The sequence below is a fragment of the Staphylococcus sp. GDY8P120P genome (genome assembly GCF_017892065.1).
In the GTDB taxonomy this organism is placed as follows: Bacteria; Bacillota; Bacilli; order Staphylococcales; family Staphylococcaceae; genus Staphylococcus; species Staphylococcus nepalensis.
Window position 1 is genome coordinate 298368 of the sequence record NZ_JAESKI010000007.1, and the last position, 22825, is coordinate 321192.

At 33.1% G+C, this 22825-nt stretch carries 16 protein-coding genes; 7 read left to right on the plus strand and 9 right to left on the minus strand.

Features of this window, described 5'->3' with window-relative positions:
- Positions 1-175: 175 nt before the first annotated feature.
- Positions 176-511 carry a hypothetical protein gene (locus tag KA900_RS05915; protein ID WP_096808206.1) on the minus strand — a complete coding sequence of 112 codons (336 nt, stop codon included), beginning with the start codon at positions 509-511 and terminating at the stop codon, positions 176-178.
- Positions 512-726: 215 nt separating this feature from the next.
- Complete coding sequence (locus KA900_RS05920; RefSeq protein WP_210139369.1) at positions 727-5970, minus strand: Ig-like domain-containing protein; 5244 nt, start codon at positions 5968-5970, stop codon at positions 727-729.
- Positions 5971-6313: 343 nt separating this feature from the next.
- Between KA900_RS05920 and KA900_RS05925 the strand changes: the two genes are divergently transcribed.
- On the plus strand, positions 6314-6508 hold the full coding sequence (locus tag KA900_RS05925; protein WP_210139370.1) for a hypothetical protein: 195 nt from the start codon (positions 6314-6316) through the stop codon (positions 6506-6508).
- A 226-nt stretch (positions 6509-6734) separates the two neighbouring features.
- Here KA900_RS05925 and KA900_RS14985 read toward each other — a convergent pair whose 3' ends face one another.
- On the minus strand, positions 6735-7106 hold the full coding sequence (locus KA900_RS14985; protein ID WP_210139371.1) for a YSIRK-type signal peptide-containing protein: 372 nt from the start codon (positions 7104-7106) through the stop codon (positions 6735-6737).
- A 501-nt stretch (positions 7107-7607) separates the two neighbouring features.
- On the opposite strand from KA900_RS14985, the gene KA900_RS05935 reads away from it, so the two are divergent.
- Positions 7608-8033: a DUF2871 domain-containing protein gene (locus KA900_RS05935; protein WP_096808204.1), complete on the plus strand. Its 426-nt coding sequence runs from the start codon at positions 7608-7610 to the stop codon at positions 8031-8033.
- A gap of 78 nt (positions 8034-8111) precedes the next feature.
- Here KA900_RS05935 and KA900_RS05940 read toward each other — a convergent pair whose 3' ends face one another.
- Positions 8112-8858, minus strand: a complete 747-nt coding sequence (locus KA900_RS05940; RefSeq protein ID WP_096808203.1) for a sulfite exporter TauE/SafE family protein — start codon at positions 8856-8858, stop codon at positions 8112-8114.
- A gap of 357 nt (positions 8859-9215) precedes the next feature.
- On the opposite strand from KA900_RS05940, the gene KA900_RS05945 reads away from it, so the two are divergent.
- From KA900_RS05945 to KA900_RS05965, 5 genes are all read left to right on the plus strand, one after another.
- Positions 9216-10265 (plus strand): ABC transporter permease, encoded by a 1050-nt coding sequence (locus tag KA900_RS05945; RefSeq protein WP_096808202.1) that lies wholly within the window; start codon positions 9216-9218, stop codon positions 10263-10265.
- Between the two features lie 18 nt (positions 10266-10283).
- Positions 10284-10946 carry an ABC transporter ATP-binding protein gene (locus tag KA900_RS05950; protein WP_096808201.1) on the plus strand — a complete coding sequence of 221 codons (663 nt, stop codon included), beginning with the start codon at positions 10284-10286 and terminating at the stop codon, positions 10944-10946.
- 274 nt (positions 10947-11220) lie between these two features.
- A complete protein-coding gene (locus tag KA900_RS05955) occupies positions 11221-12147 on the plus strand; it encodes a VOC family protein (protein ID WP_096808200.1) in 927 nt (308 codons plus the stop codon).
- Positions 12148-12158: 11 nt separating this feature from the next.
- Entirely contained in the window at positions 12159-13217 is a 1059-nt protein-coding gene (locus KA900_RS05960) for an LLM class flavin-dependent oxidoreductase (RefSeq protein WP_210139372.1), read from the plus strand.
- A gap of 13 nt (positions 13218-13230) precedes the next feature.
- The gene (locus KA900_RS05965) at positions 13231-13797 is read left to right on the plus strand and encodes an NADPH-dependent FMN reductase (RefSeq protein WP_096808198.1); all 567 of its coding nucleotides are present in this window, start codon (positions 13231-13233) and stop codon (positions 13795-13797) included.
- A gap of 101 nt (positions 13798-13898) precedes the next feature.
- Here the strand turns inward: KA900_RS05965 and KA900_RS05970 are convergent, their stop codons facing one another.
- The 5 genes from KA900_RS05970 to nrdD all read right to left on the minus strand — a co-directional run bounded on the left by KA900_RS05970 (position 13899) and on the right by nrdD (position 22652).
- Positions 13899-17192 carry a GA-like domain-containing protein gene (locus KA900_RS05970; protein WP_481906337.1) on the minus strand — a complete coding sequence of 1098 codons (3294 nt, stop codon included), beginning with the start codon at positions 17190-17192 and terminating at the stop codon, positions 13899-13901.
- Positions 17159-18850 (minus strand): YSIRK-type signal peptide-containing protein, encoded by a 1692-nt coding sequence (locus tag KA900_RS05975; RefSeq protein WP_210139374.1) that lies wholly within the window; start codon positions 18848-18850, stop codon positions 17159-17161. The genes KA900_RS05970 and KA900_RS05975 overlap by 34 nt, the downstream gene beginning before the upstream one ends.
- A 295-nt stretch (positions 18851-19145) precedes the next feature.
- Positions 19146-20129, minus strand: a complete 984-nt coding sequence (locus KA900_RS05980) for a choloylglycine hydrolase family protein (RefSeq protein WP_096808196.1) — start codon at positions 20127-20129, stop codon at positions 19146-19148.
- 145 nt (positions 20130-20274) lie between these two features.
- Positions 20275-20805 (minus strand): anaerobic ribonucleoside-triphosphate reductase activating protein, encoded by a 531-nt coding sequence (gene nrdG, locus KA900_RS05985; RefSeq protein ID WP_096808195.1) that lies wholly within the window; start codon positions 20803-20805, stop codon positions 20275-20277.
- A complete protein-coding gene (gene nrdD, locus KA900_RS05990; protein ID WP_115341821.1) occupies positions 20802-22652 on the minus strand; it encodes an anaerobic ribonucleoside-triphosphate reductase in 1851 nt (616 codons plus the stop codon). The genes nrdG and nrdD overlap by 4 nt, the downstream gene beginning before the upstream one ends.
- Positions 22653-22825: the final 173 nt, after the last annotated feature.

Sequence of the window (22825 nt, forward strand, 5' to 3'; positions counted from 1 at the left end):
AATATATGACTATTGGAACCAATCACTACCCTTTGGTTTCATAGTCACGCTATTATATGGACAACTATTTTATAAAGACTTAGTGGAATAAAATTTACTATTCGGCTACTATACTAAGTCAAATAAATTTATGATTATAATTTATGATTATAATGTAAAAATCAAATTACTTTAATTATCTTTCTTTCCTTTTTAAATACTCCTTATACTTAAATGTTTCTATATTATTAGTTACGATAATATTTTTATGAAGTTGCATTTTAAGGTACCTACTCACTTCACAAACTGCATCCACTTCTAATGACTTAAAATCATTCATTTCAAGTAATAGAAAATCTAAATCTTTAACTTTATTATTCGTTTGAGAAAGTAAATTATAAATATTTCTTAAAAGACTCTGTTTATAATTCTTTTTTGAAATTGTTACTACTCTTGAATTTATAGGTCCTTGTTTCCTATTGCGTAAATAAAAAAGTATATTACCCTTGCTATATTGAATAATAACAAACATATATTAACCCCATTTTATTTTTATAAAGTCTATTAAATTTATACACATCAATCACAATTTATAAACATATTTATTTAATTTAACTCAGTTTATTAGTTTATTAAAAAAATAACATTAATTAGCTATTGGGTATAATAAATTTGAGGCCGAAACATTATTTTTTTATGTCTCGGCCTCACTCATACTTATATTAATTTTCTGTTTGTAAACTGATGTTATTTATCTTCTTCTTTTTTTCTACGACGCTTAATAAATAATAATAATGCGCCCATACCAGCAAATAATGAACCGAATAGAGTAGCATTGTTTTCTTCATGCTCCCCTGTTTTAGGTAATTCGGATTTATTAATATTATTTTTATTAGCTACGTTATCTTTTTCTTTTTTATTAGAATTGCTAGTCGCACTTCCTGAATTATTATATTCCGCATTACTGTTTTGATCTACCTTAGAAGTTTGCCCCGTATTTGAAGATTGATTTACGCCTGATGTTTCACTTGTATTTTGTTTTTCTTCTGGAATCGCTCCTTCATTTGTACTTGTTGCTTCACCTTTATCTGATGTTTCATCTGTATCTTGCGCTTCTCCTGTACCTGGTACTTTATCTGCGCCTGGCACAACTGTATTTGTGTTTTCAGAAGTATTTCCACTTTGATCTGTAGCTTTAACTATGATGTTTTCTCCACCATTTAAGTTAATATTTGTTGGAATTTCAATCGTATAATTACCTTCTTCATCAGCTGTATCAGTCACTGTTGTGCCATCTGGAAAGGTTACTGTTACTGTTGATCCTGCTTCTGCTGTTCCTCTGATTGTCTTGTCTTCACTTGTTACTTCATTCACCGTTGGTGCCTCTGGTGCTGTCGTATCAGTAACCGTTGTTGTCGCTGACTCTGATGGGTTACCCGCTTTATCTTTCGCAGTAACTATGATATCCTCTCCACCATTTAAGTCTACATTAGTTGGAATTTCAATCGTATAATTACCTTCTTCATCAGCTGTATCAGTCACTGTTGTGCCATCTGGGAAGGTTACTGTTACTGTTGATCCTGCTTCTGCTGTTCCTCTGATTGTCTTGTCTTCACTTGTTACTTCATTCACCGTTGGTGCCTCTGGTGCTGTCGTATCAGTAACCGTTGTTGTCGCTGACTCTGATGGGTTACCCGCTTTATCTTTCGCAGTAACTATGATGTTTTCTCCACCATCTAAGTTAATATCTGTTGGAATTTCAATCGTGTAGTTGCCTTCTTCATCAGCTGTACCTGTTGCTGTTGTTCCGCCTGGGAACATCACTGTTACCGTTGATTCTGGTTCAGATGTTCCGCTTACCGTTGTGCCTTCACTTGTTACTTCATTCACCGTTGGTGCCTCTGGTGCTGTCGTATCAGTAACCGTTGTTGTCGCTGACTCTGATGGGTTACCCGCTTTATCTTTCGCAGTAACTATGATATCCTCTCCACCATTTAAGTCTACATTAGATGGAATTTCAATCGTGTAGTTGCCTTCTTCATCAGCTGTACCTGTTGCTGTTGTTCCGTCTGGGAACATCACTGTTACCGTTGATCCTGGTTCAGATGTTCCGCTTACCGTTGTGTCTTCACTTGTTACTTCATTCACCGTTGGTGCCTCTGGTTCTGTCGTATCAGTAACTGTTGTTGTGACAGAATCTGATGGGTTACCCGCTTTATCTTTCGCAGTAACTATGATATCCTCTCCACCATTTAAGTCTACATTAGATGGAATTTCAATCGTGTAGTTGCCTTCTTCATCAGCTGTACCTGTTGCTGTTGTTCCGTCTGGGAACATCACTGTTACCGTTGATCCTGGTTCAGATGTTCCGCTCACCGTTGTGTCGTCACTTGTTACTTCGTCCAACGTTGGTGCCTCTGGCGCTGTCGTATCAGTAACTGTTGTTGTGACAGAATCTGAGATATTTCCATTACTATCCATAGCAGCTACTAATAATTCTTCTCCACCTGTTAATTTCACATTTTCCGGTATAGCAATTGAATACTCACTTTGCGCATTAGCTTTTCCATCTGCAGTCTTACCGTCTGGGAAGGTTATAGTTACCGTTGAACCTGGTTCTGCTGTTCCTCTAATTGTCTTGTCTTCACTTGTTACTTCGTTCACCGTTGGTGCCTCTGGTGCTGTCGCATCCACAACCGTTGTTGATGCTTGAGTTGATTTATTATCGGATTTATCTTGGGCACTGGCTTGAATTTCTTCTCCACCTGTCAAGTCCATATTTTCTGGTATATCAACTATAAAGTTACCTTGTTCGTCAGTTTCTACATCGACTGTAGCACCTCCAGGGAATGTTACGGTCACTGTTGAATTTGGTTCTGAAGTTCCAGCAATTTGAGTATCTTCACTAGAGACTTCATTTATCTTTGGTGCATCTGGCGCTGTTGTGTCTGCTACTGTTGTCATTGTCGGTGCTGAAATATTATCGTTTTTATCTGTTGCAACGACTTGTAACGCTTCACCACCATCTAAGTTAATATCTGATGGAATTTCAATTGAATAATTGCCATCTTGGTCTGCTCTACCTGTCGCAGTGCTATTATCTGGAAATGTTACAGTCACTGTTGATCCTGGTTCTGCCGTTCCACTGATTGTCTTGTCTTCACTTGTTACGTTATTTACCTTAGGCGCGTATGGCGCTGTTTCATCTTTAACAATGGTTTTCACTGGATCGGTTTCATTACCAGCGTCATCAGTGGATGTTACTTCTAACTCTTCTCCGCCTTTTAAGTCTATTTCATTAGGTATTGTAACAACATATTTCCCATCTGCGTCAGTTTCACCAGTGGCTGTTTCACCGTTAGGGAATTTAATTGTCACGGTTGTATTAGGTTCTGCTTCACCAGTGATTTGCGCATCTTCACTTGTCACGCTATTCACTATTGGCGGTGCAGGCGCTGTTTCGTCTGTTACTGTAGCACTAATTGTTTCTTTGCCTTGTAGATTTTCGCTTTCTGGGATAGCTACTGTGAAGTTACCATCTTCATCTGCTATTGTTTCAGCAATTGCACCACTTGGAAATGTTATTTTGACTGTTGCGTTTGCTTCTACTTTACCTGTTACTTCAGTACTTACACTTGTTACTTGACTTATTTGTGGTGTATCTGGTGCTGTTTTATCTATCACATCCGTACTACCAGATTCTGAAACATTACCTGCCACATCTGTTGCTGTAGCTTCAATCGTTTCTCCCCCTTTCAATCCTTCGTTTTCTGGAATAGCTACTGTGTAAACTCCATTTTGGTCTGCTATTGTTTCAACAATTGCGCCACTCGGGAACATTACTTTAACTGTTGCGTTTGCTTCTGCTTGCCCTGTCACTTGATTACTATTACTTGTTACATTTTCTAATGTAGGTGCATCAGGTGCTGTTTTATCTGCAACTGTTGTTGTTGCTACAATTGATTTATTACCTGCTTCATCTATTGAAACTGCTTTGAACACTTCTCCGCCCTTAAGAATGACACCACTTGGTATATCAGCTGTATAATCACCTTGATTATCAGCTTTCACTGAAATTTTACCCCCACCTGGGAAACCAATTGTCACTGTTGAGTTAGGTTCTGCTGTACCTGTTACTTGCGTATCGTTACTTGCTACTAGATTTATTACTGGTGCATCTGGCGCGGTTTCGTCTGTTACTATAATTTGGCCAGACTTTTCACTTATTTTGCTGTCTTTACTAGCTATTGCTGTTAAAACTGTGCCAGCTGGCAGTGGTTGGTTTAAAGTGATAGTTGCTGATGAACCATCGTCAGGAATTTGAACTGAGCCAATTTCATTATTATTATTGTCTCGAACAGTAACAGTAGCACCTGCTGTCCCGTTGACGTGAATTTCTGTATCATTATCATCAACTGGGTTGATTGACGGTACAGGAACTTTAGAAAGATCTATAATATTGAACGTGTTAACTTCATCGTTTTCATAGTTAGGCGAATCAATGGCAATAGTATAAGTACCTTCTGGTGATTGTGGAATTGATACATTAAACTTACCATCGGCGTTAACCGTAGCACTACCAATTACTTTCCCGTTTTCGTTAATCACTTTAGCTGTTTGTGTTGCAGCGCCTTCTTTTAGTGGAACTGAACCTGTTACGACCGTGTCTTCATTTGTAATATCAGCAGCTTGAGGTTTCCCTACTAATGGAGATGTTTTATAATTAATAACTTCATCACCATCATTTTTACCATCACCGTCTGTGTCTTCGTTTTCAGGGTCTGATAAAGCAACTTGACGTTCATATCTGTCTAACAGACCATCTTTATCATAATCTTGTAATGCTAATGTTGACGTTCCCAATGTATGATTAATAAGTTGTCCATCGCTATCAGTTAAATAACCTGCAAATGTAAAATCATCTTTTTGTTTTGTAGTTTCTCTTATTAAGTTACCTTGATCATCATATTGTGCATCCTTAGTTAATATATTATTTACACTTTGATTTAATTTAATAACAATACGCACACCTACTGTCTCCGGTAATCCATTGTTAAACTCAATTAATTTATTTAAATTATCACTTGTTATCATTCCATTACCGTTACTATCAAGTTGTATATTTGCTACTTTATCTTCTGAATGATAAGACTTATCAAAACCAGATAAACCTTTATAGTCGTAAGTATGCAATTCTACACTTTCGATGTAAGGTAATAAGTCTTTATCAATCTGATAATTATATGACCATTGCTTACTTTTCGTTTTACCGTACGTAAAGGTACCATTTTTCATAATTTGTTGGTCGATTATAAATCTACCATGTTCTCCAGGTGCGTCATCATATGTTGCTGAACCGCTACTTGCCTTAAAAACATTTTTGTCTTCATCTGAGACATTACTTTCTAATTGAACTAAATCATCATCAGCTGTAGTTAATAAATAACCGCTACTCTCGGAAGTTCTTACAATTTTATTATTGATTGAATCGCGAACAAAAATTTGGTAATTTAGTTTATTATTATCTAAATTTCCGGCTTCATTTAAAATATTTCCTACTGTATCATCTAATTCAATTTTTCCATTTGTAGCAGTATATTGAGATAAAATCTCTGCTCCTCCAAATAAACCACCATTTGCTCTAATAAAATTGACTCCCCAAGTATTAGTTAACTTGCCATTTTCGTCATGTAATCTTATAAACTCAACAGGGTTTTTTCTACCACTTGGATTAGCAGTAATTTTTGTAACATGCTTAGAAATGATTGGATCCAATTTCAAGTCTATTTTATAACGATTGCCAGAATTCGCTCCTGACATATAACTATGAATATCGAACGGGATAACATTGCTATCTAACATATCTTGAGAATCTAAATGCTTTGGATCAAAAATTAATGAGGCAAATGTATAGTTGTCCATATACCCTAAAGATTTTTCAACTTCTTCATTTTGTTCTACTGCAGCGCTTAATGCAGTCGGTGTAGCCATCGAACGTAACCTCGTACGTTTTGAGGTAGCTAATGTTTTTACATTGTCTTGCTGATTTGCAAGTTGAATAACAGATGCTTTTAAAATTTCAGTATTGATTTCTTCATCTGTTGCATTTTTATAGTCTATATCTGTATCGTTTAAAATAGCTTGTGTTTCTTCATTAGGCAGTTGACTATTTAAATAATTTTTAATCGTTGCTTCTTTATTATCATTTTTTGATAATTCTTCTGTTAGCTTTGATTGTGCATTATCTTTTTTATCCGTTATTTTCTCTTCGTTTGCTTCTGTGGCATTTGACTTTTCAATACTTTGCTTTATATTTTCTTGTGAAGCAGCTTGTTTGGAATTATTAGAGGGGTCTTTCGTTTTTTCGGTAGTATGCGCTTTTGAATCTAGTTTGGCTGATGCTTCTTTATCTTCAGATGATGCTGTAGACGATGTCTTGTTTGTAATTTCTTTTTTCGGACTTTCAGATGGTGATTTTTTATTAACGTTATTATTAAATGATGTTTCGCTTTCAGATGTTTCTTTTTGAGATGCGTTGTTATTTATATCATTTTCATTCGTTGTTTCTTGTGTTGTTTCTTTCGATGTCTCATCTATATCTCTTTCTACTTGTGCTGATTGCTTTTCTTCATTATCGATTACTTTTTCTTGATTCGAATTTTTTTCATTTTTGGTTTCAGTAGCATGTGTTGTCTCTTTCGATACCTCATCTATGTCATTTTCTACTTGTGCTGGTTGTTTTTCTTCATTATCAATTACTTCTTGATTCGATTTTTCTTCATTTTTGTTTCAATAGTTGATATTTCATTGCTAGTTGTATCTTGTTTACGTTCTAACTCTGTATTTTCAAACTTTTCTTCTGTATCTGTAGTTCGGCTTTCAGTACTATTTGTTGCTTCATTGTTATTTTCCACGCCTTTAATATCTTCGACATCCAGCGCTTCCCCTTTATCAGAATTATCAGTTTTTTCATCTGTTTTAATCATAGCTAATTCATCTGCTTGTGCTTCGTTACTAACGCCGAATACCAATGTTGCCCCGATTAATAATGATGCAGTTCCAACTGTAAATTTTCTAATAGCGTACTTATTTAACCTATTAGGTAAAAATCCTTGATCATTTTTCATTTTTTCCCACCTCATATTAAGTTTTCACAACTTTATTGTACTTAACTAATAAATAAATGCAAGTTATTTTTAAATGTTAAGTTAATTTTAATAAAATAACATGCACTTTACAATATTTCGTTGCTTAGTTTCACGACACATTAATTTAAAGATAGTTATCTACAAAACCCATTGTACTGTCACAATACACAAGAATAATAAACATAAATACATGTAATTCACAGTATAAATGAACACTATTAACCTCAAAACAAAAGTGTTGTTTTATACCGAAGATATTATATAAACTACGGTGCACAATGTAAATACAAAAAAATTAAGTTTAAATCTTAAAAATTTTAAGAAAATTCACTTCACTTTTTAATACATATCTTTTTTTCTTTTAATATTTTGTTTACTTAGTAAATTTATGATTTTGATAATTAAATTTCATAATTTGTTCACACTCAGTTCATAAATTTTCTTTAAATTATAGTCATTAACAATCTGGAGGTTATAAAAATGAAAAAATTAATGTATAGTTCAATTTTATATACTATATTAGGTATGCTAAGTGGCTTGTTTTATCGAGAAATGTCTAAAGCAGAGAACTTTAGTGGTTATTCACAATTAAATGTAACTCATACACATTTACTAGTATTAGGTACAATCATGTTTTTAATTTTCCTAGTTATTGAAAACCAATTAAAATTAACTAAGCACCATACGCTTTTTAATTATTTTTTCTATGTGTATCATGTAGGCGTCTTAGTAACAGTTGCTATGCAATTTGTTAATGGTATTGCAGTTATGAAAGGATTCAGTGTTAGCCCTGCTATTGCTGGTATTTCAGGGCTAGGACATATCACAATCTCAATTGCTTTTATTTTATTCTTTGTATTATTAAATAAAAGTATAAATGCTAATGCTCATCAAAATAAATCATAAATAAAAGGTCGGATTCATAGTGATATGACAAAATGATTCCGACCTTTAAAAATATTATTAAACATTGCACAATAGTAGTTATGAAACGACAAATAACATTAGTATACCAAGTAATACTAAAAATACATAAATCCATTTTTCAAAATTATGCGGCGTTGTAACATAAGATAAATACTTTCCAATCATCACTGAAATAATTAAACAAGGTATTGATAATAAAAATAGTGACAATGTTTGTGATGTCCATATACCGCCTGTGATTTGACCGATGACAACAAAAATTGCTGTTATTAAAAAGTGTGCTTGCACTGTACTTTTAAATGCTTTAATACCCCACCGCGTCATCGTTCCATAAATCACAACTGGTACGCCATGAGAATTATATAAGCTCCCTAACATACCTGAAACTATCCCAGTAATAAATGCCCAAATTTTAGATTTCAATATAATATGAGCATAATTTTTAAAATAAAGTGTTCGTGCCAATGCATAAATACCATATAAAATTAAAAATATACCAAGCATAAATTGGACGTTACCCGCTTCAAAATGTCTTAAACACCATATGCCTATAGGGATACCAAGTAAACTTCCTATCAACATCTTACATAAAACTTTATATTTTATCGTCTTAAAATCATAAAATATATTTAAACTAGCTACGAATAAACCTGCTAATCCAATGGTTGAAATAGCTGTATGTGTGTCTAAACCTATAATCGCAAGTAATGGCATACTAATCAGTGCTTCACCAAATCCAAAATAACTTCGAACTAAGCCTCCTAAAAATATTGCTATCAAAACGAATACTATAAAAAAATCCATTTATATACTTTTTTACATTGACTTTCAACTATAATGGATATAATCCTAACGATAATTATTCATGTTATGCTTATCATCTAAGAAGTCATCTTTGTTTGCAATATGTAGAACCTATGACTTTCTTATTATATGTGAAGTGACTGTTTCACTACATTAATTGATGTTATTCTCATTGAATTGATTGTTTTTTGAAATAATTTTCTGAGTATCATGAGCGTTTATTTTAAGTAAGATATGAATTAAATATGAAATCGTCTATACAGTTCACATCTGTATTTGTATAGGTATTTGAGTTTTTATGATATTTTAGAATAATGGTTATTTGTGTTTAAAATATTTAATGGAATGAGGTTATTTATGTTTTTAGCTTGGAACGAAATCAAACGAAACAAATTAAAATTCAGTCTAATTATTGGTGTATTAATAATGATTAGTTATTTGCTTTTTTTACTTTCAGGTTTAGCAAGTGGCTTAATGAATATGAATAGAGAGGGTATTGATAAGTGGCAAGCAGATGCAATTGTACTGAACAAAGATGCAAACCAGACCGTTGAACAGTCTCTCTTTAATACAGATGACATAGAAAATACATACAAAAATCAAACAACTCTAAAACAATCTGGTGTCATTGTTTCTAACGGGAACAATGAAGAAAATGCACTATTATTTGGTGTTACAGATCACTCTTTTTTAGTACCGGATATGATTGAAGGGAAAAAATTCAACTCAGATAATGAAGTTATTGCAGATGAAACATTGAAAGATAAAGGGTTTAAAATTGGAGATAAACTATCTCTATCTCAATCAGATGAAAACTTAAAAATAGTAGGCTTTAGTGAAAGTGCAAAATACAATGCTTCTCCAGTATTATTTTCAAATAATAATACAATCCAAAAAATCAATCCTTCCCTGGATAAATCTACGACAAATGCAGTAGTTGTTAAAGATAAAAATTGGGATAATCAATCGTTAAATAACAACTTGGAAGCAATTGGAATTGAAAGCTTTGTAGAAAATTTACCTGGTTATACAGCACAAAACTTAACCTTAAACTTTATGATTTCATTTTTATTTATTATTTCAGCAACCGTTATTGGCATATTTTTATATGTAATTACATTACAAAAAACAAATTTATTTGGTGTATTAAAAGCACAAGGGTTCACAAATGGCTACTTAGCAAAAGTAGTATTATCACAAACATTCATCATTGCTATGATTGGTACGCTTATCGGGCTTATATTAACCTTAATTACAGGCGCCTTCTTACCAAGTGCTGTACCAATTAAATTTAGCGCCGTGACGCTAATAATATATGGCGTTGTACTTATCGTTGTTTCATTAATAGGTAGTCTGTTCTCTATACTAACAATAAGAAAAGTCGATCCACTGAAAGCAATCGGATAAAGTAGGAGTGTATATGAAATGTTAGAATTCAAAAATGTTACAAAGTATTTTCAAGATGGAAATCAAAAAATAGAAGCTGTTAAACCTACCACTTTAAAATTTAACAAAAACGAACTTATTGCTATTATTGGACCTTCTGGCTCTGGAAAAAGCACATTCTTAACAATGGCCGGTGCGCTTCAAACCCCGTCTTCTGGTGACATTATTATTAATAATAGTGAAGTTTCTCAAATGTCTCAAAAAGCGTTAGCAAATACAAGAATGCAAGAAATTGGTTTTATACTTCAAGCAACTAATCTTGTACCATTTCTAACCGTAAAACAACAATTCAAGTTATTAGAGAAACAGAAAAAAGATGTGTTAAGCCAAACTGATTATAATCAACTTATGTCACAATTAAACCTTGAAGCAATTGAAAATAAACTTCCAAGTGAAATCTCAGGGGGGCAAAAACAACGTGTAGCTATTGCCAAAGCCTTGTATACGAAACCCTCTATTATTTTAGCTGATGAACCAACAGCTTCCCTAGATACGGAAAATGCTATGGAAGTCATGAAAATTTTAAAAGAACAAACACTAGATAAAAATAAAACATGCATCGTGGTTACCCATGACGAACGTCTCACAACATATTGCGACAAAGTATATCATATGGAAGATGGTGCATTAAATCTCACTTAATATGAGTGGACTCGAGACATAAATACCTGTTTTCAAAATCAAAACCATCCGTATAACGGGTGGTTTATTTTTAGATATAAACTTTTATTAATGTCCTTTTTAAATTTTTATACTAAATTCATTCCTACAAATTTTTTATAAACTATCCGTAAGTATTTTTCATTTCTATATTCTACTCATAATTATTAGTATACTTTTTATACCTTTCAGTTTATTATTTGTTTAAAGTGAAATAAATATTATGATAGGTAATTATAAAAATGGAGGTGCAATTATGCATATCATTGGTCATCATCATATTTCAATGTATACAAAAAATGCAAAGAAAAACAAAGACTTTTATACTCAAGTATTAGGTTTAAGACTAGTTGAAAAGTCAGTTAATCAAGATAATCCTAAAATGTATCACTTATTTTTTGGAGATGAAATTGGCTCTCCTGGTACCTTGCTTAGTTTTTTTGAAATACCACTTTTAGGTAAAAACCGTCCAGGCACGGACTCAATACATCGTTTATCGTTACTTATCCCTGATGAAAATGCTTTAACATTCTTTAAAAAGAGACTCGAGTCTTTTGGTATAACTTGGGAACCGTTGATCTATTTAAATCAATCAGCGATTTCTTTTAAAGATATTGATGGGTTAGAAGTGATTTTATTAGTAAACAATAATTACAAAACGCCAAATGCTTGGAGAAAAAACCCATATACTCAAATTCCAGAACGGTATCAAATTCTCGGTATGGGGCCAGTTGAACTAAGAGTTAAAAACGCTCAAGCAACACTTAATTTTTTAAAAGAAACCCTAGCGTATACGCAAAGACAAGATATGGCCGAAACAGTTATGACTTTAGATGAAAAGGGGTTATACACTGATTTCGTAGTTGTAGAGCAGCAGGGAGAACGCGCACGTCCAGGGCAAGGTTATATACATCATATTGCGGTTAATACACCCAAAAGCAATGATCTAAATGCTGTTTATCAAACAATAAATCAGCAACCTGGAAATAACTCTGGCATTATAGATCGTTACTTTTTCGAATCATTGTATTACAGACAAAACCACATCTTATATGAATTTGCAACAGCAGATCCAGGTTTTACATTGGATACAAGTATTAAAAACTTAGGAAAGCATCTTAATTTACCCGATTTTATGGAAGATAGAAGAACAGAGATTGAAAATAATCTACACGAATTATAAAGGATGATATTATGGCACATTTAAAAATGAATGAAAATACGCCCCTAGAATTTGGTCTTTACTCATTAGGAGACCATTTATTAAATCCGCATAACGGAGAAAAAGTGAGTTATGAACAAAGAATTAATGAACTCATAGAAGCAAGTCAATTAGCTGAGCAAGCTGGTATTGATGTGTTTGGTGTTGGTGAAAGTCACCAAGAACACTTTACGACTCAAGCACATACAGTTGTCTTAGGAGCAATTGCCCAAGCAACGAACAAAATCAAAGTTTCTAGTTCTTCTACCATTATAAGTGCTACTGATCCTGTAAGAGTATTTGAAGACTTTGCTACTTTAGATTTAATTTCTCACGGACGCGCAGAAATCGTAGCAGGTCGCGCATCCCGAACTGGTATTTTTGACTTATTCGGATTAGATCTTAATAACTATGATGAACTTTATGAAGAAAAACTCAATTTACTAATGGAATTAAATAATACAGATAAAATTACTTGGTCAGGAAAATTCAAGCCTGATTTGAATAACATGAAAATCTTTCCTCGTCCAATAGATGACACATTACCAATTTGGCGCGCTGTTGGTGGACCGCCGGCAAGTGCTATCAAAGCTGGTAGACAAGGCATACCGATGATGATTACAACTTTAGGAGGCCCATCAATGACCTTTAAAGATTCTATAGAACAATATCGATTGACTGCCAAAGAAAACGGTTTTGATAATTCTTCTGAATCTTTACCAGTCTCTACAGCTAGTCTCTTTTATACTGCAGACACAACGCAAGAAGCTTTGAGAGAATTCTACCCTCATTTAAATGTGGGTATGTCATTTATAAGAGGTACAGGTTACCCAAAACAACAATTTGCTAATGCACCAGATTACAGAGATGCTTTAATGGTTGGTAGCCCTCAACAAATTGTCGAAAAGATTTTATACCAACACGAATTATATAATCATCAACGATTTATGGCACAAATAGATTTTGGCGGCGTGCCTTTTGACAAAATCATGAAAAATATAGAACTCATAGGAAATGAAATCATCCCCGCTGTAAAAAAACATTTAAACTAATAGGAGGTATACTATGAACGTCGTGTTACTATCTGGTTCTACAGTTGGTTCTAAAACAAGTACTGCCATGAAATATCTGGACGAAGCCGTAACAAATCAAGATGATGCACTTAATATCCAATTATTCGATTTGAAAAATTTAGATTTATCTTTTAGCGATGGACGAAATTACTTGGACTATTCTGGAGACACATTAGAATTAACTACCGCTTTAATGCAGGCTGATGTTATTTTTATAGGTTTTCCAATCTTCCAAGCATCTATACCAGGAACATTAAAGAACGTATTTGATTTACTTCCAGTCAATGCATTTAAAGATAAAATTGTAGGTATTATAGCTACTGCGGGTTCTCCAAAACATTACTTAATTGCTGAAACACAATTAAAACCAATATTAAGTTATATGAAAGCATACGTTATGCAAACTTATGTATTTATCGAAGAACGTGATTTTTCTAATGGTACTATTGTTAATGACGACATTATATTTAGGATCAATGATTTGGCAACATCAACCTTGCGTGTTTCTAAATTATATAATCAGATTTTAGAAGAAGAAAATGATCAATACGATTTTTAATTCATAATCTACTATTTTATTTACCTATAAATTCAAAGACCCGAGACATACTTTTATGCCTCGGATCTTTTTTGTCCTATATAAATAGTCATTATTAAATTTTAGCTATTTTTTTCTGTATCTTTCTTTTTTGCTTGTCGCTTTCTTAAGATCATCATTGAACCTATAGCGCCTAGTAAAGTTCCAAAAATCCAACTATCTTTATTTTTTCCACCTGTATTAGGTAAATGAGTTAGTGAATTCATACTATGTTCTGAACTTTCATTAGTCTCATTTTTCATTATTTGCAAATGATCTGTGACTATATTTAATTGTTGCAGTCCTGTATGAAGTCTTTCATTTAATAGTGTGTTATCTTTACCATTTAAATTTTGTACTTTCACATTTTTATTTATAAGGTTATGTGAGTTTGAATTTTTGATAGTATTGTCCAAATGTTTATTTACTTTAGCATGATTTTGACCCTTTATGTTTGATGATTGTATATCTAATATACCATTGCCATCTTTATCATTTATTGATGATGAAGTCACTAAATTAATTTGATCTAAACGTTTTTGTAAATCACCTTTACCTGCTGTACCATCTGGTACATTATTGAGTTTTTCTGACGCATTTGCCTTAGCTGTTTTCAATGCTTCAATTAGTTGATCTAATTCGGCTTTTTCATCCAGGTTTACTAAACCATCAGCTGTGATTTCAGACAACTTATTATCTGCTGCTATTTTTGCTTGTTCCACTGCCTCAATTGCTTGTTCTGCCTCAGATAATTGTTCAGTATCTAAGACTCCGTTACCGTCTTGGTCATTTATTTCTGGTGAAGTCACTGTACCAATTTGATCTAGACGTGTTTGTAATCCATCTTTGCCTGTTGTACCAGTTGGTACATTGTTCAATTTTGTCGAAGCTTCTGCTTTCGCTGTTTCTAATGCTTCAATTAGTTGATCTAACTCAGCTTTTTCACTTGGATTTACTAAGTTATCAGACGTGATTTCCGCTAACTTATTATCTGCTGCTTTTTTAGATTCTTCTACTACCACAATTGCTTGCTCCGCCTCAGATAATTGTTCTGTATCTAGCACTCCATTACTATCTCGGTCATTTATTTCCGGTGCTGCCACTGAATCAATTTGGTTTAAGCGTGTTTGTAGTGCGACTTTACCTGCTGTACCGTTTGGTACACTGTTTAATTTCGTTGAAGCTTCTGCCTTCGCTGTTTCTAATGCTTTGATAAGTTTATCTAACTCAGCTTTCTCATTTGGATTTACTAAGCCATCAGCTGTGATTTCCACTAGCTTATTATCGACGACTTTCTTAGCTTCTTCCACTGCTTCAATTGCTTGCTCCGCCTCAGATAATTGTTCTGTATCTAGCACTCCATTACTATCTCTATAATTTACTTCTGGCGCTGTCACTGAGTCAATTTGATCTAAACGTGTTTGTAACTCAGCTTTTCCTGCTGTACCAGTTGGTACGTTGGTTAATTTTGTTGAAGCTTCTGCTTTTGCCGTTTCTAATGCTTCGATAAGTTGATTTAACTCAGCTTTTTCACTTGGGTTAACCAAATTATCGGATGTGACTTCTGCTAAATTATTATCGACAGCTTGTTTAGCTTGTTCCACTCCTACAATTGCTTGTTCCGCCTCTGATAATTGTTCTGTATCTAAAACACCATTACTATCTCGGTCATTGACCTCAGGCGCTGTTACTGAAACAATTTGGTCTAAACGAGTTTGTAATCCATCTTTTCCTGGTGTACCGTTTGGTACATTGTTTAATTTCGCTGAAGCTTCTGCTTTCGCTGTTTCTAATGCTTCAATGAGTTGATCTAATTCAGCTTTTTCACTTGGATTAATCAAATTATCCGATGTGATCTCAGACAACTTATTATCTACTGCTTGTTTAGCTTGTTCTACTGCTTCAATTGCTTGTTCTGCCTCTGATAACTGTTCTGTATCTTTAACCCCATTACTATCTCGGTCATTTACTTCTGGGATTGTCACTGAACCGATTTGATCTAAGCGTGTCTGTAATCCAGCTTTGCTTGGTGTACCAGTTGGTACACTATTCAATTTCGCTGCAGCTCCTGCTTTTGCCGTTTCTAATAATCCAATTAATTGATCTAATTCAGCTTTTTCACTTGGATTAATCAAATTATCGGATGTGACTTCTGCTAACTTATTATCTACTGCTTGTTTAGCTTGTTCTACTGTCGCAATTGCTTCTTCTGCCTCAGACAGTTGGTCTGTGTCTAAGACGCCATTACTATCTCTATCATTTATTTCTGGTGAAGTCACTGTACCAATTTGATCTAAACGTGTTTGTAATCCAGCTTTGCCTGGTGTACCGTTTGGTACATTATTTAATTTCGTTAAAGCTTCGGCTTTCGCTGTTTCTAACGTTTCGATGAGTTGATCTAATTCGGTTTTCTCGTTCGGATTAATTAATCCGTCCGATGTGATTTCAGATAACTTATTATCTACTGCTTGCTTCGCTTGTTCTGCTGCTTCAATTGCTTGTTCTGCCTCTGATAATTGTTCGATATCTAAGACTCCGTTATCGTCTTGATCATTTACTTCTGGTAAAGTTACTGTACCAATTTGATCTAAGCGTGTTTGTAATCCAGCTTTGCCTGGTGTACCGTCTGGTACATTGCTTAATTTCGTCGAAGCTTCTACTTTAGCTGTTTCTAACGCTTCAATGAGTTGATCTAACTCAGCTTTCTCGCTCGGATTAATCAAATTATCGGATGTGATTTCAGTTAACTTATTATCGACGGCTTTCTTAGCTTCTTCCACTGCCTCAATTGCTTGTTCTGCCTCTAATAATTGTTCTGTATCTTTAACCCCATTACTATCTCGGTCATTTATTTCCGGTATTGTCACTGAAACAATTTGACTTAAGCGTGTTTGTAATCCAGCTTTGCCTGGTGTACCGTCTGGTACATTGTTCAATTTCGTTGAAGCGTCTGTCTTAGCGCTTTCTAATAATCCAATTAATTGATCTAATTCAGCTTTTTCACTTGGATTAATCAAATTATCGGATGTGACTTCTGCTAACTTATTATCTACTGCTTGTTTAGCTTGTTCTACTGTCGCAATTGCTTCTTCTGCCTCTGATAATTGTTCTGTATCTTTAACCCCATTACTATCTCGGTCATTTATTTCCGGTATTGTCACTGAAACAATTTGACTTAAGCGTGTCTGTAATCCAGCTTTGCCTGGTGTACCGTCTGGTACACTGTTCAATTTCGCTGAAGCTTCTGCTTTTGCCGTTTCTAACGTTTCGATGAGTTGATCTAATTCGGTTTTCTCGTTCGGATTAATTAATCCGTCCGATGTGATTTCAGATAACTTATTATCTACAGCGTTCTTAGCTTGTTCTGCTGCTTCAATTGCTTGTTCTGCCTTTTTTTCTTAGATTTAGTTAAAGCTTTATTAATCCTTGTAGCTACATCATCGATATCGACAGACTGGTTTGTTATATTCACGCCTCTAAGCACATTAGGGTCTATTGTATCACTAAGTATATATCCAAATAGTTTATCTTTCTTAACATCTATATAATGGTTAGCATCAAACGATATATAGAATTTAACTGTACCACCAGACCCGCCACCAGTATTTGGGTTGCCGTTAGAACCACTATGTGGACGTGTATATGAATAGTAACCTAAATGGTCTTGTTCTAACATCACTCTTTCTCTACCTTCATATTCAGCAAAAACTTTTTTGATTTTTTTATTTAAACTTTCATTTGGCCTTATAGCATAATTTTCAAATCGGTAAGTACCTCGACCTTTTTCTTTCGATAAAACCATAGTTGCAATGAGCACATCACCATCGTCATAAAAAATATCATCTTGAACTATACCAAAATGATTTTTCGTCACGTCAGATTGGTTCGTAAATGTATAAACAGCGCGATAATCATCATTATCTCTGTTCAAAGTCAGATCTTTCATTTTATACAATAATTGATTGATATTATTGGCTTGGTATGCATTAAGCTTTTTATTAGTAGCTATTCCATAATTACCGTTAAAAATAGCATCGTAAGAAAATTTATTGTTTTTAAGTACGGTTTGCCTAATGATATTTCTTAAAAATAACTTTCTTTCTTCTTCAGTTAACTCATTTCTATTTTTTTCAACCTCTCTTATAGCTGTTGTAATAAAATCACCTGCTTGTACAGAGGTGTAATTCAACTTAGGATTGTAGCCTATTTTTCGTATATTGTTAAAGTATGATAATCTATCCAAACTTCTAGCAACTCGTGATTTGGGTTTGTTTGGATATTGTTGTTTTATATTTTCTTTATTTGTTTTAATATTTTTATTTATAGTTGTTTCTTCAGCGTTTTTAAAACTCATAACTTTTGCACTTGAATTTGTAAAATTCACATTTTGTTTACTGGTATTTTCCCCTGTATTATTACGATCATTAGTTTCAATGTCGCTTTTTATTGAGACGTTAGGCTTTACGGCTGATGTTTTTTCTATTTCGTTATCGTTTGACAATATATTATTTTCTTTATCATTTAATAATTTGTTTGTTTGTTTAAAATTACTTTCAGATGAACTTTTAATTTGTTTTTCTGTTTGAACATCATCACCTGTTTTATTTTCTTGTGGTTTTATATCATTTTGATGTTGGTTTTGTTCAATTTGAGGCTTATTATGTACAATATTTGGGTCTTCTATATTTACTTTTTGGTCTTCTGCATCTTCTTTGTTAGGAATGTTATGAGGTACATTTTTAGATATATTATTATTCGATTCCTGGCTAATCGATGCGCTCTCACTTTCATTATGTGTTTGACTATTAATAAGAGTGTTTTTCTCCTCATTTTTATCTGGGTTAACTTGTTTATCTATGTTATCTATATCATTTAATGCTGACTTATCTTCACTTTCCAACATGTCTGCTTGTGCTTCTCCACTTTGGCTAAAAATCAATATACTGCCTAAAAGTATTGAAGCAGTTCCAATATTGAATTTCCGTATAGAATATCTGTTGTTTCTTCTTGCAATATATTCTTTAAATATTCTCATAGGTATTTAATACTCCTTTTAATTAGTAAATTACCATCGCGTTTAATTCAATAGAACGCAATAAAAATTTCTAAAACAATTATAATTTGTTATTTTAATAGCTCATACTACTCGAATTATCTTAGTAAAAAAGTAAAGTGTTTTAGTAAAATTTCGCTACTTTAATACGATATAAAATTGGACATAAAAAAGCGCATATAACACCAAATTAAACTTTTGGTTTCATATACGCTCAAATAAATAATTAAATTTTTCATAATGCTATAAGATAGGTAACAGTAGATTAACTTATAAGTTAACTTAATTTATTAACTATTAACCCTTTTATTGGTTCAAAAATTGTCATTTCTTTCTTATCCAATAATGCTTCTGTTAACTGTACTTCTGTGATTTGGTTGGTATCATACCATTTAATAAAAAATGTGCGTGTCGTTAAATTGAGTACTGTTTGGTATAAAGTATAATGTAGACCCTCGTCTTCATCTCTGACAGCACCTTTAGGTATACTCATTATCTCTAATAATTTAAACGCATTTAATATATCATTTTCTGAGCTGTTATCTTCTTCTAGGTAGTTTTTTAAATACGCGATACGGACAAAACGTTCAGCTGAAGTATAACCACCTGGTAAACCAAATGTCCCGCCCTCATTTCCTAGCGATTTTAAAGCGATGTTTGCAAATTTTTCTTCTTTAGGTTTTTGAGGTGAAATGTTTATGTAATTCTTCAAATTTTCATAATGCCAATTTAAATCTGGATTATTAGTTAATACAGCTACTGGGTTAGCGTTGATTACTATGCGTCCTTCATTAAAGGTTAGCTCCACTGTTTTGCCAGTATCATCAGAAATATGATAATGAAGTGGAGGAACTTCTGATATGTCATTTAATGTATGTGCTACCACATTAACTGATTTTGCATTTTCTATTAGATCTTCAATATTTTGGTTGTATCCTAAAATCCAATTAATCACTTCATTTTGAGCAATATTCATATAACCTTCTTTAATCTCGCTTGCATAAGAAGCATAACCTCTAAAATATTGAACCGACGCACCGACTCCATGTTCATTAACGCCATCTCCAAATAAAAATCCTTCCATATCACTGCCTGAACCTACGAACCCATATAATGTCTCACCTTTATAATCAACACGTGATTCCCAATAATAATGACGTGGTTGTACTGCTGGGTTACCTTTTAATTGATAAACAAAATCCATGGTGCGAGCTAATATAGCTTGATTATTTTTTGAAAAAAATGAAAAACCTGTACACATCTGTAATTGCTCCTTTATTTAAATATACTTAAATATGATGAAATCATATTTTAACGTTAACTAAGATTTTAATTAAATTTAATTTATATTAATAGCAATTCGCTTACATAATAAAAGAGACAGCTCGCATAGAAATAAACGCTTATCATGTATATTCAACAACTTTATTATTTTCTAATGATTTATGTACATCTATAATACGCTGATTTAAAGAACCTTTGTAAGGTAAGTTAGGCTTATATAAATGATTAATAAAAGGGCCGTCTATAAGCACATCTATATTTTTTAAAAATTCAATTCTTAAAGTTTGATCATTTGCTAAATATTCAAATAAAAATCCAGTCCATACCCATAATGTTTTACTATCACCAAAACGTTTTCGAAATGCTTGCGCACAAGTAAGTGTGACATCTAAATTACAAAATGGCTCGCCACCTAAAATACTCAATCCTTCTATATAATCTGGCTCACAATTTTTCAAAATTTCATTTAAAGTTTCATTGTTAAATCGTTCTCCATATTTAAAGTTTTGCGCTGCTTTATTGTAACAATTTAAACATGCAAATGGGCATCCTGAGACATACAAACTACATCTAACGCCTTCGCCGTCTACGAAACTTTGTCTTTCTATTTTTGCTATATAACCTTGGCCTTGTGTAATATTTAAAATCGTCATATCGACCGGTCTTTCATATGTTTGACTCTTGCGCACATTTCTTTATGTCTTCCTTCAATCGTAGGACGTTGCACTGGATTGCCTAAATAACCACATGTTCTTTTTACTACATCTACTGTTTTAGGATCATTATTACCACAATCTGGACATTGATATCCAGTTTTAGTAGTTTTAAAATCACCTTTGAAATCACATAAACGACAATGATCTATAGGAATATTTGTACCTAAATAGCTAATTTTATCGTATGAGTAATCCCATACTGCTTCTAGTGCTTTTATATTGTGTGTTAATTTTGGGTATTCACAATAATGTATATAACCTCCACTAGCATAAAAAGGATAATCTTTTTCAAAATCAATTTTCTCAAAAGGTGTTATGTCTTTTCGAACATCATAGTGGAATGAATTTTGATAATATCCTTTACTTGTAATATCTGCTATATTTCCAAATTTTTCCCTATCTAATCTACAAAAACGGTCTGTTAACGATTCACTTGGCGTACTGTATATGCTAAACCAAATATCATATATTTCAGTCCATTTGAGTTGATAGACTTTCATCGCTTTTAATATATCTAATGTAAAGGCTTTTCCTTTAGATGTTTTTTCCCAATTAGCGCCATAAAATACAATAGCGGCTTCATACAAACCAATATAGCCTATTGAAAGCGTTGCGCGTTTACCTTTAAATAAGGACATCACACTATCTTCATCGGTCAAACGATGTTTAAAGGCGCCATTTTTATATAATATGGGTGCATTGTCTGGAGTTGCTTGTTCTAAACGTTCAATCCTATAAACTAGTGCATCGTGCATCACTTGCATGCGTTCATGAAATAATTTCCAAAAAGATTCCATATTACCTTTTGACTCTAAAGCGATTCTAGGTATGTTAAGCGTCACTACCCCCAAATTACATCTACCATTATTCTCTCCTTCACCATCTTCATTTTTCCAAAGTGGTAAAAATGAACGACAGCCCATTGGTGCTTTAAAATCACCTAATATTTCTACCGTTTTATCGTAATTTAATATATCCGGATACATTCTTTTTGTAGAACATTCTAATGCTAATTGTTTAATATCGTAATTCGGATCGTCTTTACTATAATTAATACCTTTTTTAATAGAAAATACTAACTTAGGAAAAATGGCAGTAATTCGGTCTTTACCGAGCCCTTTAATACGTGTTTGTAATATCGCTCGTTGAATCTTTCGACTATATCGATCTGTGCCTAATCCAAAACCGAGCGTGACAAATGGCGTTTGTCCATTTGAAGTGTAAAGTGTATTAATCTCGTACTCCAAACTTTCAATAGCATCATCGATATCTTGTGTAATTTGATAATCAATATACGTTTCTATATGCTCTTTTTCGACAAATTGCGCTGCTAATTTACGATGTTTTATTTCATTATATTTAGCGTAGCAGCTTAATAGTTCATCCACTCTATCAATTGTGCAACCACCGTATTGGCTACTAGAGACATTCGCAATAATTTGCACCAACTGCGCTGAAGCAGTTTGAATCGATTTTGGTGAGGTCACAGAAGCATTTCCTATTTGAAAACCATTTTTCAACATACTTTCAGCATCAATTAAGCAGCAATTTGTAAGTGGTTGAAATGGATGGTAATCCAAATCATGGAAATGTATATCCCCATTTGTATGTGCTTCTGCTACATGTTTTGGTAATAAATAGTCTAAGGCGTATGACTTCGAAACAACACCTGCTGTTAAATCTCTCATAGTAGAAAATGTAGCACTATCTTTATTTGCATTTTCATTTATCACTGTAGGATCTTTTGTAATAAGATTTGTTAAATCCTGTTCAATTTTATTCATTCTGCCCCTCTTTTCTATATATTGTATTTACTTTATAATCTAAGACACAATATATAGTGTTTCAATTCAAAAGAAGTCAATTAACAAATCCGTCATAACTTTGTTAAGAATTTTCGAACATTAATTTTTATTTAAAAAAATTATACATTGATCATATTAGTTATCTATTATTA